Raw genomic sequence first — 15,225 nt, 5'->3', positions numbered from 1 at the left:
TATCAATTATAATTCTTCTTTTTTCTATAAAGATCAATACAAATAGTTAACACATTATTATTTTATTTCTTTTGCTTCATTATTAATACTCGGGCAAGTCATTCAGTTACTAATTTTAAGCACTTTAGATAGCATATTTTTCTCCTCATTAGGTCATTAACTTTCTACGGCGAGCAGTTTAATCAGCAAATATGACAGAATGATAACAATTACGAAAAAATGTGAGGAGAAGAGAGAAAAAATAAACCCACAATATAAACAACAAATGTGGGCTTATTTTAGGGGTTAGATTTAGATTAGAACGTTACCGCATTTCTTAATTTTTTCAATGCGTTGTTTTCTAATTGTCTAATACGTTCAGCAGATACACCGTAGTGATCAGCTAACTCTTGTAAGGTTGCTTTATTGTCGTCTAACCAACGAGTTTGAATAATATGACGACTTCTATCATCTAATAGCTCAAGTGCTTCAGTGAGCTGTTCCGTTGCTTGACTTTCAAAGTTTTCATCTTCTAAATCAGCTGCAAAGTTAGAACTTTTATCTTCTAAATACAGCGCTGGTGCATACGCATCTTCGGCATCATCAACTGGCAAGTCATATGCCATATCGATACCACTCATACGTGATTCCATTTCTTGCACATCTTCTGGCGACACGCCTAATTCATTTGCAACAAGATCGACTTCATTCGCATTAAACCAACCCAAACGTTGTTTGGTTTTACGTAGATTAAAGAATAATTTGCGTTGTGCTTTTGTTGTTGCAACTTTCACAATACGCCAGTTACGTAATACATATTCGTGAATCTCAGCTTTGATCCAATGAACCGCAAACGAAACTAGACGCACACCAACTTCTGGGTTAAAACGTTTAACCGCTTTCATTAAACCAATATTACCTTCTTGGATTAAATCAGCTTGTGGTAAACCATAACCAGAATAGCCACGTGCGACATGAATTACAAAACGTAAGTGAGATAAAACTAATTTTTTAGCTGCATCAACGTCTTGATGGTAATACAAACGTTCTGCAAGCTCCTTTTCTTCTTCTGCGGTCAGCATTGGATATTCATTTGCTGCTCGGATATAAGCTTCTAAACTACCTTGTGGAACAAGCATCATGCTTTGCATTTCTTTTGTCATTATTACCTTCTTAATTAAAAAATTCGTTACCGTTATAGCACAGTTACAATCTAATGTAAAAAAGCGTGCTTTTGGAACGCTGCTTTGACACATTATAATGCAAAAAGTTTCATATGGATCTGAAAGATCACAATTTTTCTAAATTTGCTAATTTTGCAATCAGCCATTTGATCCCTAAATTTTGGAATGCAACTTGTAAGCGAACATTTTGATCGCTGCCCTCTACATTGATCACCGTACCATAACCAAATTTTGCATGTTTCACTTTTTGTCCCATTTTCCATTCTTGATTGTTTAATAATGGCTTTGCAGAACCGACGGCTTCACGATTAATCGCACGGGTTACCGTACCACGCAAACGGATCTCTTGAATATTTTCTTTTGGTAATTCATTGATAAAACGTGAAACAATTCGCTTCTCTTCTTGTGAGTAGAGGCGGCGTTGTTCCGCATAACACAGTGTTAATTTTTTCTTTGCACGGGTAATGCCGACATAAGCTAAACGGCGTTCTTCTTCAATGCCTTGCACATCATTACTCGATGCACCACTTGGGAATAAGCCCTCTTCCATACCAACAATAAAGACGCGATCAAATTCCAATCCTTTCGATGAGTGTAAGGTCATTAAATCAATACAGGCTTGATGTGGTGAGGCTTGTCCCTCTCCTGCTTCTAAGGAAGCATGGGTTAAAAAGGCTAATAAATCACTCATCTCTTCAGCTTCATCGGTTTTTTGGAAATCACGTGCAGCAAAAACTAACTCTTCTAAGTTTTCTAAACGCACTTCCCCTTTTTCGCCTTTCTCATTTTGGTACATCTCTTGTAAACCAGAATGTTTGATCACAAATTCAGTTTGTTCCGCCAAAGGCATATATTCAGTATCAGACGCTAACGCATTAATTAATTCAATAAAGCGTAGTAATGCGGCAGACGCTCGCCCTTGGACTAATTTTTGTTCAATCGCAAAATGTGCAGCTTGCCACAATGTGGTTGCATTTTGGCGAGCGATTTGACGCAAGATATCAACTGTCCGATCACCAATTCCTCTTGTTGGCGTATTAACGACACGTTCAAAGGCAACATCATCATGTCGATTCGCAATTAAGCGTAAATAGCCTAAGGCATCTTTAATTTCTTGTCGTTCAAAGAAACGTAAACCACCATAGATACGATAAGGTAAACCCGTTTGTAATAAGGCTTCTTCTAAAATTCGAGATTGACGATTACTACGGTATAAAATGGCACATTGATCATAACTGCCACCCTCTTCTACCCACTGTTTTATTTGCGAGGTAACAAAGCGAGCTTCGTCTTGTTCATTAAAGGCTTGGTAAATACCAACAGGTTCACCTTTATTGCCTTCTGTCCATAAATTTTTTCCTAATCGTCCTTCATTATTGGCGATTAAGATATTAGCTGCTTGCAGAATATTTTCTGTTGAACGGTAGTTTTGTTCTAAGCGAATGGTTTGCGCCTGATAGTCAGTTAAAAAACGATGAATATTTTCAATTTGTGCACCACGCCAACCATAAATAGATTGGTCATCATCACCAACAATCATCACTTTACCAGTTTGTCCTGCTAACAGTTTTACCCAGGCATATTGGATATTGTTAGTATCTTGAAACTCATCGACTAAAATATGTTGGAAGCGTTGTTGATAGCGTTGCAAAATCAAGGGTTTCTTTAACCAAAGTTCGTAAGTACGCAGTAATAATTCAGCAAAATCAACTAAGCCAGCACGATCACACGCATCTTGATAAATTTTATAAATTTCTACCCATTTCCGTGATTCTTTATCTTTTGTTTCAATCTGCTCAGGACGTAATCCGAGGTCTTTTTTGCTATTGATAAACCAGCAAGCTTGTTTTGGTGGATATAGCCCTTCATCAATACTATAAGATTTAATCAAGCGTTTAATTAAGCGTAATTGATCTTCAGAATCAAGAATTTGGAAATCTTGTGGTAAGCCTGCATCTAACGCATGGCGGCGTAATAAACGATGTGCCAAACTGTGGAAAGTCCCCACCCACATACCAAAAGGGGGTTGTAGATGATCTTTTAATAAGGATTCAATCCGATGACGCATTTCAGCTGCGGCTTTATTGGTAAAGGTTACTGCCATAATAGCGGCTTCACTCACATTTTCTACACCAATTAACCAAGCAATCCGATAGGTTAACACCCGTGTTTTGCCACTACCTGCCCCTGCGAGAACTAAATAGTTTCCTAACGGTGCAGCTACGGCTTCACGTTGTCGATCATTTAAGCCATCTAAAAGTTCGGAGAAATCCATCATTATCCTTCCCATATTGTGGTTTTAGCAAATGCGCCAAATTATAACATCAAATATCAATTTAAATTGGGTGAGTACTAAAATCATGCTTAAATGAAAGTTAATAGGGGAGTAATACAAGTATAAATTTTATAGTTGTATCTTTTATATTTGAGACTTAACAATAATAGTTAAGCACTTTGTCGGCGTACAAACTTGAATGGTAGTTCAATGATTTTTTCTGCAGGTGAATTTCCAGCCAAAAATTGAATTAAAGTTTGTGCTCCTAGCTTGCCAATTTCAAAACGAGGCGTAGCAATAGTAGTTAGTGTTGGATTTAATACTTTAGCAAAATCTAAGTCATTGAAACCAACAATATCTAAATCTTTGCCTACTTTTATCCCTCTACGAGAACACTCCATGATAGCGCCAGCCGCAATATCGTCATTTACAAAGAAAATAGCATCGGTATCAGGCCATTGATATAAAATCTCAATTAAAGCTTCTGCTCCGCTAACGAAAGAAGTTTTTTCTTGTAAGGTAAAGTGTCGATCTATTGGAAGATTATTAGCAGTTAACACGTCTTCCCAAGCCCTTTTTCTTAATAAAGCACGACTATCTAACCAAGAAGAACAGAGAGCTATATGTTGCCGTTGTTTGTTATTCACTAAAAAATGAATTAAATATTCTGCAGCGGCATATTGGTTAATCCCAATATTGGCAAGAAAATGAGGGTTTTCATAGATATGCATTAATTCTATTGTTGGGATATTTGTAGTATTTAATAGATTGATTGTTTTTTGTGTATGGTATGTTTCGGTAAGAATAAATCCATCGACATTTTGCTGCATATATTTTTCAATAATGCGTTGTTCTTCAAGTGGGGTATAAGAGAAATCACTAATTAATAAGTTGTAATTATATTGATCACAAACTTCTTTCACACCATCAATTACCTCTTTAAATACATCATTACTAAAAGAGGGAATTAATAATACGATTGAATTACTTGAAGATGAAGCTAATGATTTGGCAATACTATTAGGTATGTAATTCATTTTTTTACACATTTTTTCTATTCTTACTCTCATTTCTTGTGAAACAAGAGAGGGATTATTAATTCCTCTAGAAACGGTGGATTTATTCACGCCTAAAGCTTTTGCAATATCATCAATAGTGGTGCGTCTTTTCATAAAAATAGGTTAAGTCATTAAATTTTAGCTAGCTGTATTTTATCTGAAATCATTCTTTTTTTGAAACTGATCACAATTTAAACAAAAAAATATTGCAAGTTAAATATTAACATAATACTTTTAAGCAACCGGTTGCATTATTATAAAGAGAGGAAAGAAATGGTTAAACATATTCAATCAAAATGTATTAAGGTTTCTGGAGTTCATCAAATTCAAATCACTAACACAGAGATAAAAGCAATATATCAAAATGAAGTAATTGTGAAAATATTAAGAGGTGGCATTTGTGGATCAGATATTCATTATTATAACGAAGGTGGTATTGGTAATTTTAGTTTAAAACATCCTATGATATTAGGACATGAAGTTATTGGTATTTTAGAAGATAAAATGCAATCGGTTGCAGTAAATCCAAGTAAGCCATGTTTGCATTGTAAGTTTTGTTTAAGTGGAAAGTCGAATCAATGTTTAAATATGCGCTTTTTTGGTAGTGCGATGTTAAACCCTCATGTAGATGGTGGTTTTTCACAATATGTCGTGGTAAGAGATGATCAGGTTATTCCTTATGATAATAAAATCCCTAGTAAGGTTATGGTTTTTGCTGAACCTTTAGCAGTTGGTATCCATGCAGTTAATCAAGCTGGTTCTTTAGTTGGGAAAAAGGTTCTTGTTACTGGCTGTGGTCCGATCGGTTCATTATTGATAGCAGCTTGTAAACAAGCTGGAGCAGTAGAAATTGTTGCTGCAGATATTCAATCTTCTTGTCGTGAAAGTGCAATCAAAATGGGAGCAACATCAACGATTAATCCTTTAGATAATCATGAAGAATATTTTGCAGATAAAGGTTATTTTGATGTGAGTTTTGAGGCTTCTGGTGTAGTAAGTGCGATTAATTTTGCAATCGATGCGACTAAAGCTACTGGTACGATTGTACAAATTGGTATGGCAAAAGGAGAAGTCGCAATTCCATTGACCAAATTTCTAGCAAAAGAATTGACTTATAAAGGGGCATTCCGTTTTACCAATGAGTTTGAGATCGCAGTTCGCTGGTTAGAAAAAGGATTAATTGATCCTTTACCGTTATTATCACATGAGTATTCATACCAAGAGGCTGAAAAAGCTTTACAGATAGCAAGTGATAAAAGTGTTGCGATAAAAGTACAACTTAATTTTGAGGAATAGGATCATGAATATATTTGATTTAAAAGGAAAAAGAGCGCTTATCACAGGTTCAGCTCAAGGGATAGGCTTTTTGCTAGCGAATGGTTTAGCAGAATATGGTGCAGAAATTATTGTTAATGATATTAACCATGAAAAAGCGCTAATTGCGGTGAATAAACTAAAAGAGAAAGGTTTTACTGCCTATGCAGTTCCTTTTGATGTAACTAATAAAAAAGAGATTGAAAAAAATATTGCCAAGATTGAAGAGCAAATTGGAGGAATTGATATTTTAATTAATAATGCGGGCATTCAACGTCGTTACCCTCTTTTAGAGTTTCCAGAACAAGATTGGGATAGTGTTATCAATATTAATCAGAAAGCTGTTTTTTTGATGATTCAAGAAGTCGGTAAATACATGGTGCAGCGTCGTGCAGGGAAAATCATTAACATTTGCTCAATGCAAAGTGAATTAGGGAGAGATACGATTACACCTTATGCCGCATCAAAAGGCGCCGTGAAGATGATCACTAGAGGAGCCTGTGTAGAACTTGCTCGTTACAATATCCAAGTGAATGGCATTGCGCCAGGTTATTTCAAAACTGAAATGACTAAAGCACTCGTTGAAAATCAACAGTTTACCCAATGGTTATGCCAGAGAACGCCAGCCAATCGTTGGGGAGATCCTGAAGAATTAATTGGATCTGCTGTATTTCTTTCTTCTAAAGCCTCTGATTTTGTCAATGGCCATCTGTTGTTTGTTGATGGTGGTATGTTAGCGGCTGTCTAAACAACTACTATTTTAAGGAGTGTATTATGAACCTCAAAAAATCTTTGTTATTTATCTCATTAGCAAGCATGATGTCATTTGCTGTATCGGCTGCTGAAATTAACTTAAAATTTGAAAGTTCTAATTTTGCAGGTGAGAAAGTTTACGAGATCCAAAAACAGTGGACAGACAATATTGAGAAAGTATCTAATGGTAGAATCAGTATTGAATTATTACCTTTAGATTCAGTGCTGAAGTCTAGTGATATGCTTTCTGGTGTTCGTAATAAAATTATTGATGGTGCGGTTGCTACTGCTGCAATGTATGCAGGAACTGATCCGGGATTTGGTTTAATAGGTGATACAATTTCTGCATGGAATAGTGATGAAGATATTTTAAGCTTTTACTATAACGGAGGCGGTTTTGAAGTTGTTGATGAAATCTTTCAAAAGTATGGAGCAAAATTAATTGGGGTATCTGTTACTGGTGCAGAATCATTACCATCAAAAGTGAAAATTAGCCAAGTAGATGAGTTTAAAGGTGTAAAAATCAGAGCGCCATCTGGCCCAATTCAAAAATTATTCGCAAAATTAGGTGCTTCTCCTGTGGGATTACCTGGTTCAGAAATCTATACCAGTTTAGAAAAAGGAATTATCGATGCAGCGGATTTCTCAACTTTTGCTAATAATCAAGCACAAGGTGTACATGATATTGCCAAATATCCTATTTATCCGGGAATTCACTCTTCACCAGCAGTACATATGATTATGAATTTAAAAACTTGGCAGGCTTTATCGTCAGCAGATCAAGAATTTCTTATTACCTATTTTAAAGGTATGGCATTAGATACGTTAATTAAGGCGCATTATGAAGATAAGTTAGCGTATCGAGAAGCTGTAGAAAAAGGTGTTCAGCCTGTTGCTTGGTCGCCAGAAGAAACCAAAAAAGTAAGAAGTGCTGCAAAAGAAATTTGGCAGGAAATTGCTCAACAATCTGAAATCGGTAATCAGTATTACCAAGTCTTATTAAAATTCCTTACTTCTCAAGGAATGGTACAGTAAACCATAACAATGAATAAGGCTAATTATAAGCCTTATTCATTAAGGAGCTGGAAATGTCTTTATCTCACTCATTATTCCGTCTATGTGATACCTTAGATCAGCTATTTATAAAGATAGGTTATTACGTTTCTTATCTTTTCTTATTTATTGTTGCGATTGGTTTTTACGAAGTCGTAGCTCGTTATCTTTTTTCTAGCCCAACAATATGGGTACATGAAGTAACTACTTTTCTTGTTAGCTTATCATTGCTGTATGGAGGTGTAGCTTGTTATGCAAATAATAAGCACATTGCTATGATTTTTATTCGTGAACAATTTTCTCCAAAAGTAAGATGGATATTAGCGTTATTAGTAGAGTTTTTAGTTTTTATCTTTTTTATTTTATTAAGTTATGGGGCATATCTTTCTGCAATAGAAGCGTTATTTACCCCAATGGGAACATTCAAAATGCAGACATCTGGTACAGTATTGGATATGCCATTTCCAGCGATTGAGAAAACATTTTTCTTTATTTCTTGTTTGATGGTTCTTTTTCTTTCTGTATTGCATATTTTTCGCCATATTAGATCAAAGAATCAGGAGGTGAAATCATGATGAGCTCTCTTGGTATTGGTATAGGTACTCTCATCATTTTTTTGATGATGTTGTCGTTACTTTTTGTAGGTATGCCATTGGGTTTTTTAACAGGACTTATTGCACTAGTGATTTCTTATCTTTGGTTTGATACAACCTCTATTATGCAGATGGTTGCGGCAAGGGTAACCGATTTTACTTCTTCTTATACTTTTGTTGCTGTGCCAATGTTTGTATTAATGGCGACATTATTAGATAGAACCGGTATTGCGCGAGATTTATATAACGCAATGCGTATTATTGGAGGGCGTTTAAAGGGAGGGGTTGCTGTTCAATCAATGTTTGTTGCGGTGTTGTTAGCTACAATGTCAGGTATTATTGGCGGTGAAACTGTATTACTGGGAATGTTAGCATTACCTCAAATGTTACGTTTAGGTTATAACAAGAATTTAGCTATTGGTACGGTCGTTGCTGGTGGTGCATTAGGCACAATGGTACCGCCAAGTATTGTATTAATTATTTATGGAATGACTGCTAATGTTTCGATTGGAGGCTTATTTCTAGCTGCAGTGCCAATATCTATATTGTTATCTTTACTTTATATTGGCTATATTCTTACACTTTGTTATTTGAAACCAAATTATGGACCTGCAATGGCAGAAAGTGAATGCCAACAGCTTACAAAAGAAGATATTAAAAAGATTATTCATGATATTGCCATTCCAGTAGCTATTGCTACTTGGATTTTGGGTAGTATTTATGGTGGGATTGCTTCTATTACAGAATCTGCTTGTATTGGTGTAGTTGGTGTTATTTTAGCTGCATTCTATCGTAAAGAGTTAAATTTCAAAATTATCCAAGAATCGCTAAAACATACTATTAATACTGTAGGTATGATTATTTGGGTAGGTATTGGTGCAACAATGATTATTGGTATTTATAACTTGATGGGGGGAGATAGATTTATTGCTAACTTGTTTGCAAGTCTAAATGCACCTCCAATTTATACTATCATTATCATGATGATTATCCTTTTGATCTTAGGAATGTTCTTAGATTGGATTGGTGTTGCAATGCTTACTATGCCAATTTTTGTACCAATTATTACTGCACTTGGCTATGATCCGATTTGGTTTGGGGTGTTGTTTTGTGTGAATATGCAAGTTTCATTCCTTAGCCCGCCTTTTGGTCCAGCAGCATTTTATTTGAAGAGTGTTGCGCCTGAAGGCGTTGAGTTAACTGACATCTTCCGATCTGTGTGGCCTTTTATTTCATTACAAATTTTAGTTCTGGTTGTACTGTTAGTTTATCCAGAGTTAACCACTTTACTTCTTTAAAAGATAAAGACCACCTCACAATGGTGGTCTTATTTTTCTTATAACCTATTTTTGTATTTAACAAAAATATAGTGAGTAACAGTGAATCAATTTAATGGTATGAAATAGAACGGAAAGTTATACCAATTTTAGGTTGTTTTTTAGATTTTTTCCTTGTAGAGTAAATAGCGTTAGTCGGGGTGCTGCCTAGCAGCTGAGATAATACCCGTGAACCTGATACAGTTAACACTGACGTAGGAAACTAATTATGCAATCAGTTCAATATTCTTCATTTATTTCTATTTTTCCCTTTAATTTACTTTTTAGTGTGCGTTATCTAGATCGTTGTTATTAATGGATCTAGCAATGAGCGCTATGCACATGTATCTCCTACCCCTCCCCTCTTTTTTCTGGGAAATGACAATTTATTGCTTTTTGCATTAAATGATATGGCACAACAAATCGAGTAAGGAAATTTTATGCAACTTCATTACATTGAAAAAATTCGGCAAACCAATCCATTAATTCATAATATTACCAATATTGTTGTGGCGAATTATGTTGCTAATGGGCTATTAGCTTTAGGGGCTTCTCCGATTATGGCTGATGCTGTAGAAGAGATGGAAGCGTTAGCAAAATTGAGCTCTGCATTAGTATTAAACATTGGTACATTAGATTCAGTGAAAGTAGCGTCTATGCTTGTTGCAGGTAAAGCAGCGAATCAACAAGGTATTCCAGTGGTGTTAGATCCAGTAGGCGTGGGAGCGACTACCTATCGTCAGCAAGTGGTGGCGGAACTCTTGCAACAAGTCAAATTTAGTGCGATTCGAGGTAATGCGGGTGAAATGGCACAATTAGCGGGCATAGATTGGCAAGCAAAAGGCGTTGATGCAGGAAGTGGAGCAGGTGATGTGGTATTGATAGCACAAACTGTAGCGCAGCGTTATCAGTGTATCGCTGCTGTCAGTGGTACAACCGATTATATTAGTGATGGTCAACAAGTTGCCAAAATTACAAATGGTACAGCAATGTTTCCTAAAATTACGGGATCAGGTTGTTTACTGGGAGCGGTGATAGGTGCATTTTTGGCAATTAATCAACAAAATTCATTTCAAGCGGTAACTCAAGCCTGTACTGCCTATGCGGTTGCAGGGGAGATTGCAGCAAAGAGCTTACAACCTACTCAATATGGGCAGTTTTATCTTGGATTACTCGATAGCTTAGCTCAACTAGATGATCAAAAGGTTACTGAATGTGCACGAGTTGAAGTGATTGGGGGATAAGATGAGCCAAATAGTACAAGTATTAACGATTGCTGGTTCAGATAGTGGTGGTGGAGCGGGTATTCAGGCCGATTTAAAAACGTTCCAGATGCGCTATGTTTTCGGTATGAGCGTGCTTACTGCGGTTACGGCACAAAATACGTTAGGGGTAACTGATATTCATTTAATCCCAACTTCTACAATTTGTTCACAATTAGATGCGATCTATCAAGATTTTTCACCAAATGCGGTCAAGATAGGTATGTTAGGGACTGCCGAAATTATTGAATGTGTGGCAGCCTATCTTCGAAAATATGCAGTGAGAAATTTAGTAGTTGATCCTGTGATGATTGCCAAAGGTGGAGCGAGTTTATTAGAGCAGAGTGCAGTACAAGCAATGCGTCAATCATTATTACCTTTAGCAGATGTGATCACCCCTAATTTACCCGAAGCAGAGGCATTAACTGGGGTAAAAATACTTAATGAATCTGCGGTTGAACAGGCTGCCAAAATCTTACAGGGAATGGGAGCAAAAACAGTCGTGATTAAAGGTGGGCATCGGGATAACTCACAAAGTACCGTTTGTCGAGATTGGATTTTTAGTCCTGAGGGTAATCTCGTATTAGAACGACCTCGTTTTGCAACTCAACAAACACACGGTACGGGCTGTACCTTTTCTGCGTGTTTAGCGGCGGAATTAGCTAAAGGGAAATCCTTATTAGAATCATGTCAAATTACTAAAGATTTTGTAACAGCAGCGATCTCTCACCCTTTAAATATTGGTCATGGGCATGGACCAACTAATCATTGGGCTTATGCTCAATTAGGAGCAACTGATGAATAGCGAAATTTTGCGTTGTTATTTAGTGGCTGGCACCCAAGATTGTCGGCATTTACCTGAATATAAACAAAGTCCGCAAGTTGCATTATTAACTCGGTTAGAAGCCGCTTTCCAACAAGGAGTAACCTGTTATCAATTCCGAGAAAAAGGGACTTTTTCTTTACAAGATCCACAACAAATCGAACAACTCGCGCGTGAATGTCAGGTATTATGCCGACAATATAATGTCCCTTTTATTGTAAATAATGAAGTATGGTTAGCAGAAAAATTACACGCAGATGGTATTCATGTAGGACAAAAAGATTGTCCTGTTGAGCAAGTCGTTCAATATTTATCCCACCCTATGTTGATTGGTTTATCGGTTAATACGTTAGCACAAGCCTTACAACATAATACAACCAGTGATGTGAATTATTATGGTTGTGGACCGATTTTCCCTACGCAATCTAAATCCGATGCCGAACAAGCGGTCGGGATTGAGTTTATCCAAAGGCTACGTGAGAATGGGGTTACTAAACCATTGGTGGCGATTGGAGGAATTAAAGCGGAACATGCGAAACCATTATGTCAAGCAGGTGCAGATGGGGTGGCAGTGATTTCAACCATTATGCAAGCAGAAAATCTATCAGGAACGATTCAGATGATTTTGAGAAGTTTATAGTTATCAGCTCAAAGCATAATAGGATTATCTTATTAACTCCTTTCTTTATAATCTAAGATTATTAATTGATAAGATATAGATTAATCAATAATATAAGTACAAAAATATTAAAGGATAGGAGTAAATTAATGACAGGTACACAACAACGTGCAGAACTACAACGCCGTATTTGGCAGATTGCCAATGATGTACGAGGATCAGTCGATGGCTGGGATTTTAAACAATATGTTTTGGGGACATTGTTTTATCGCTTTATCAGCGAGAATTTTGCCAATTTTTTTAATGATGACAACACCCATTATGCCCATTTATCAGATGAGATTATCACCCCTGAAATCAAAGAAGATGCGATTACTGTCAAAGGCTATTTTATCTACCCCTCCCAGCTTTTTGAAAATGTAGCAAAAAATGCCCATCAAAATGATCAGCTGAATACCGATTTAAAAGCAATTTTTGATGCCATTGAAAGCTCGGCGGTGGGCTATCCATCAGAAAATGATATCAAAGGCTTGTTTGCCGATTTTGACACCACGAGCAACCGCTTGGGCAATACTGTTGAAGATAAAAACAAGCGCCTAGCTGCCGTGCTAAAAGGCGTGGCAGAGCTTGATTTTGGGCATTTTGAAAACAATCAAATCGATTTATTTGGCGATGCTTATGAGTTTCTAATCTCCAATTATGCCGCCAATGCAGGCAAATCGGGAGGCGAGTTTTTTACCCCACAAAATGTCTCTAAATTGATTGCCAAACTGGCTCTGCATGGACAAGCAAGCGTAAATAAAATTTATGACCCTGCTTGTGGCTCTGGCTCGCTTTTGTTGCAAGCCAAAAAGCAATTTGATGAACGCCAGATTGAAGAAGGCTTTTTCGGGCAAGAAATCAACCACACCACTTACAACCTCGCTCGTATGAATATGTTTTTGCACAATATTAATTATAACAAATTCAATATTCAGCTTGGCGATACTCTGCTCAATCCACTACATAATGATGAAAAGCCCTTTGATGCGATTGTTTCTAATCCGCCATATTCGGTGAAATGGATTGGCAGTGATGACCCAACCTTAATCAACGATGAACGCTTTGCTCCAGCCAGCGTGCTTGCCCCAAAATCTAAAGCTGATTTTGCTTTTATTTTGCACGCATTAAGCTACTTATCTGCCAAAGGCAAAGCGGCGATTGTTACCTTTCCAGGTATTTTTTACCGTGGCGGAGCGGAGCAGAAAATCCGTAAATATCTGGTGGATAATAACTATATTGAAACCGTGATTGCCCTTGCACCAAATCTATTTTATGGCACAAGCATTGCGGTGAACATTCTTATACTAGCCAAAAACAAAAACACCACCGATATTCAGTTTATTGACGCTAGTAGTTATTTTAAAAAGGAAACTAATAATAATGTCCTCACCGATGAACATATTGACCAAATTTTAGCCCACTTTACAGGCAAACAAGATATTGCCCATATCGCCAAAATGGTGGATTATCAAACCCTTGTGGAGAATGATTACAATCTTTCGGTTAGCACCTATGTAGAAGCCAAAGATACTCGAGAAGTGATTGATATTGCTGTACTAAACCAAGAAATTAGCAAAACAGTCGCCAATATCGACCGCTTGCGAGCAGAAATTGGCGAGATTGTGAGGGAAATTGGCGAACACCGATAGAAAATGGTACTTTTCTATCGGTGAGAGAATAAATACCGATAGAAAATGGCACTTTTCTATCGGTGAGAAAGTGGATACTGATAGAAAAACGCACTTTTCTATCAGTGAGAGAATAAATACCGATAGAAAAACGCACTTTTCTATCGGTGAGAAGGTAGGTAATGATAGAAAATCATACTTTCTTGGAAAACTGATTAGTTAGGGACAAAAAATGAATAACATAAATTTTTTTGATTGCCACGTTACAGAATTACCATTGCCCGTAGAGCAATTTGAAACGGTGGCTATTTTGAAAAAACTAGCCACCGCCAATAGAGCATTGGCAGAGTTGAAAGGTGTATTGCTGTCTATTCCTAATCAAGCCATCTTATTAAATACGCTATCTTTACAAGAAGCTAAGCATAGTTCGGAAATTGAAAATATTATCACTACACAAGATGAGCTATTTAAAGCAGATTTAAATGAGGAGTATTTTAATAACCCAGCAGCTAAAGAGGTTCAAAAATACAGTTTGGCTTTACACTACGGTTTTTTAGAAATCCAAAAAGATAAAATTATTCGCCTTAATACGCTCATTGGTGTTCAAAATTGCTTAGAAGAAAACAAGGCAGGATTAAGAGTATTGCCAAACACAGTACTAAAAAATTCAGTAGGTAAAACCGTTTACACGCCACCACAGCATAAAGATGATATTCAAAGATTGATGAATAATTTAATCACCTTTATCAATGATGATGAGCAGATGCCTGACACAGATCCACTCATTAAAATGGCAATTATTCATCATCAATTTGAGAGTATTCACCCCTTTTATGACGGCAATGGCAGAACAGGGCGAATTTTGAATATTTTATATCTGGTGCAACAAGAATTATTAGATATTCCTGTGCTATACCTTAGCCGTTATTTAATACAACACAAACAAACTTACTATGAGCTATTGCAGAAGGTAAGAGAAACAGGGCAATGGGAAGAATGGACTTTATTTATGTTAGACGCAGTGGCAGACACCGCTAAATCAACCTTGATATTAATTCAAGAGATAAAAAAACAAATGCAAACTTTCAAACATCGCTTGCGTGATGAGTTACCCAAAATCTATAGGCAAGAACTACTCAATCAATTATTTAAACACCCTTATACTAAGATTGAATTTATCGAAAAAGAACTAAATGTCAGCTGGCAAACAGCAAAACGCTATTTAGAAGAAATCACTAAAATTGGTCTGTTAGAAAAAGCGAAAATTGGCAAATATAATTATTATATTAATAAGCCTTTGTTTGAGCTTTTCTTAAATTATTAAGG

Annotated in this window: 13 protein-coding genes and 1 riboswitch; of the genes, 10 read left to right on the top strand and 3 right to left on the bottom strand. The window is 36.5% G+C overall.

Annotation, left to right across the window (positions count from 1 at the left end; genetic code table 11):
- Positions 1-296: 296 nt before the first annotated feature.
- From rpoH to ACFFHK_RS02815, 3 genes are all read right to left on the bottom strand, one after another.
- Entirely contained in the window at positions 297-1,142 is an 846-nt protein-coding gene (gene rpoH / locus ACFFHK_RS02825; RefSeq protein ID WP_382369055.1) for an RNA polymerase sigma factor RpoH, read from the bottom strand.
- Positions 1,143-1,269: 127 nt separating this feature from the next.
- Positions 1,270-3,438, bottom strand: a complete 2,169-nt coding sequence (gene uvrD / locus ACFFHK_RS02820; RefSeq protein ID WP_382369319.1) for a DNA helicase II — start codon at positions 3,436-3,438, stop codon at positions 1,270-1,272.
- A gap of 170 nt (positions 3,439-3,608) precedes the next feature.
- On the bottom strand, positions 3,609-4,610 hold the full coding sequence (locus ACFFHK_RS02815; protein WP_382369052.1) for a substrate-binding domain-containing protein: 1,002 nt from the start codon (positions 4,608-4,610) through the stop codon (positions 3,609-3,611).
- 159 nt (positions 4,611-4,769) lie between these two features.
- Here ACFFHK_RS02815 and ACFFHK_RS02810 point away from each other — a divergent pair, with 159 nt between their 5' ends.
- The 10 genes from ACFFHK_RS02810 to ACFFHK_RS02765 all read left to right on the top strand — a co-directional run bounded on the left by ACFFHK_RS02810 (position 4,770) and on the right by ACFFHK_RS02765 (position 15,223).
- Positions 4,770-5,792, top strand: coding sequence for a zinc-binding dehydrogenase (locus ACFFHK_RS02810; RefSeq protein WP_382369049.1), 1,023 nt, complete (start codon positions 4,770-4,772; stop codon positions 5,790-5,792).
- Positions 5,793-5,796: 4 nt separating this feature from the next.
- Positions 5,797-6,558 carry a gluconate 5-dehydrogenase gene (idnO, locus tag ACFFHK_RS02805; protein ID WP_382369046.1) on the top strand — a complete coding sequence of 254 codons (762 nt, stop codon included), beginning with the start codon at positions 5,797-5,799 and terminating at the stop codon, positions 6,556-6,558.
- A gap of 26 nt (positions 6,559-6,584) precedes the next feature.
- The gene (locus ACFFHK_RS02800; RefSeq protein WP_382369043.1) at positions 6,585-7,598 is read left to right on the top strand and encodes a TRAP transporter substrate-binding protein; all 1,014 of its coding nucleotides are present in this window, start codon (positions 6,585-6,587) and stop codon (positions 7,596-7,598) included.
- Positions 7,599-7,651: 53 nt separating this feature from the next.
- Positions 7,652-8,191, top strand: a complete 540-nt coding sequence (locus ACFFHK_RS02795; protein WP_382369040.1) for a TRAP transporter small permease subunit — start codon at positions 7,652-7,654, stop codon at positions 8,189-8,191.
- Positions 8,188-9,507, top strand: coding sequence for a TRAP transporter large permease (locus tag ACFFHK_RS02790; protein ID WP_382369037.1), 1,320 nt, complete (start codon positions 8,188-8,190; stop codon positions 9,505-9,507). The genes ACFFHK_RS02795 and ACFFHK_RS02790 overlap by 4 nt, the downstream gene beginning before the upstream one ends.
- A 165-nt stretch (positions 9,508-9,672) precedes the next feature.
- Positions 9,673-9,764, top strand: a riboswitch (TPP riboswitch).
- 201 nt (positions 9,765-9,965) lie between these two features.
- Positions 9,966-10,769: a hydroxyethylthiazole kinase gene (thiM, locus tag ACFFHK_RS02785; RefSeq protein ID WP_382369034.1), complete on the top strand. Its 804-nt coding sequence runs from the start codon at positions 9,966-9,968 to the stop codon at positions 10,767-10,769.
- Position 10,770: 1 nt separating this feature from the next.
- Entirely contained in the window at positions 10,771-11,592 is an 822-nt protein-coding gene (gene thiD, locus ACFFHK_RS02780) for a bifunctional hydroxymethylpyrimidine kinase/phosphomethylpyrimidine kinase (RefSeq protein ID WP_382369031.1), read from the top strand.
- Positions 11,585-12,250: a thiamine phosphate synthase gene (gene thiE / locus ACFFHK_RS02775; RefSeq protein WP_382369028.1), complete on the top strand. Its 666-nt coding sequence runs from the start codon at positions 11,585-11,587 to the stop codon at positions 12,248-12,250. The genes thiD and thiE overlap by 8 nt, the downstream gene beginning before the upstream one ends.
- A gap of 128 nt (positions 12,251-12,378) precedes the next feature.
- Complete coding sequence (locus ACFFHK_RS02770) at positions 12,379-13,920, top strand: type I restriction-modification system subunit M (RefSeq protein WP_382369025.1); 1,542 nt, start codon at positions 12,379-12,381, stop codon at positions 13,918-13,920.
- 211 nt (positions 13,921-14,131) lie between these two features.
- Positions 14,132-15,223 (top strand): Fic family protein, encoded by a 1,092-nt coding sequence (locus ACFFHK_RS02765; protein WP_382369022.1) that lies wholly within the window; start codon positions 14,132-14,134, stop codon positions 15,221-15,223.
- The last annotated feature ends 2 nt before the right edge of the window (positions 15,224-15,225 follow it).

It is taken from the genome of Gallibacterium trehalosifermentans (genome assembly GCF_042433055.1).
GTDB classification, from domain to species: domain Bacteria; phylum Pseudomonadota; class Gammaproteobacteria; order Enterobacterales; family Pasteurellaceae; genus Gallibacterium; species Gallibacterium trehalosifermentans.
Note: the sequence above shows the minus strand (reverse complement) of the source record. Positions and strands in the feature narration are given on the sequence as shown.

Excerpts from the sequence above, each read along its gene's own strand:
- idnO (WP_382369046.1), top strand. The coding sequence starts at position 5,797 with ATGAATATATTTGATTTAAAAGGAAAAAGAGCGCTTATCACAGGTTCA.
- thiE (WP_382369028.1), top strand. The coding sequence starts at position 11,585 with ATGAATAGCGAAATTTTGCGTTGTTATTTAGTGGCTGGCACCCAAGAT.
- ACFFHK_RS02790 (WP_382369037.1), top strand. The coding sequence starts at position 8,188 with ATGATGAGCTCTCTTGGTATTGGTATAGGTACTCTCATCATTTTTTTG.
- ACFFHK_RS02765 (WP_382369022.1), top strand. The coding sequence starts at position 14,132 with ATGAATAACATAAATTTTTTTGATTGCCACGTTACAGAATTACCATTG.
- uvrD (WP_382369319.1), bottom strand. The coding sequence starts at position 3,438 with ATGGATTTCTCCGAACTTTTAGATGGCTTAAATGATCGACAACGTGAA.
- ACFFHK_RS02800 (WP_382369043.1), top strand. The coding sequence starts at position 6,585 with ATGAACCTCAAAAAATCTTTGTTATTTATCTCATTAGCAAGCATGATG.
- rpoH (WP_382369055.1), bottom strand. The coding sequence starts at position 1,142 with ATGACAAAAGAAATGCAAAGCATGATGCTTGTTCCACAAGGTAGTTTA.
- ACFFHK_RS02795 (WP_382369040.1), top strand. The coding sequence starts at position 7,652 with ATGTCTTTATCTCACTCATTATTCCGTCTATGTGATACCTTAGATCAG.
- thiM (WP_382369034.1), top strand. The coding sequence starts at position 9,966 with ATGCAACTTCATTACATTGAAAAAATTCGGCAAACCAATCCATTAATT.
- ACFFHK_RS02810 (WP_382369049.1), top strand. The coding sequence starts at position 4,770 with ATGGTTAAACATATTCAATCAAAATGTATTAAGGTTTCTGGAGTTCAT.
- ACFFHK_RS02815 (WP_382369052.1), bottom strand. The coding sequence starts at position 4,610 with ATGAAAAGACGCACCACTATTGATGATATTGCAAAAGCTTTAGGCGTG.
- ACFFHK_RS02770 (WP_382369025.1), top strand. The coding sequence starts at position 12,379 with ATGACAGGTACACAACAACGTGCAGAACTACAACGCCGTATTTGGCAG.
- thiD (WP_382369031.1), top strand. The coding sequence starts at position 10,771 with ATGAGCCAAATAGTACAAGTATTAACGATTGCTGGTTCAGATAGTGGT.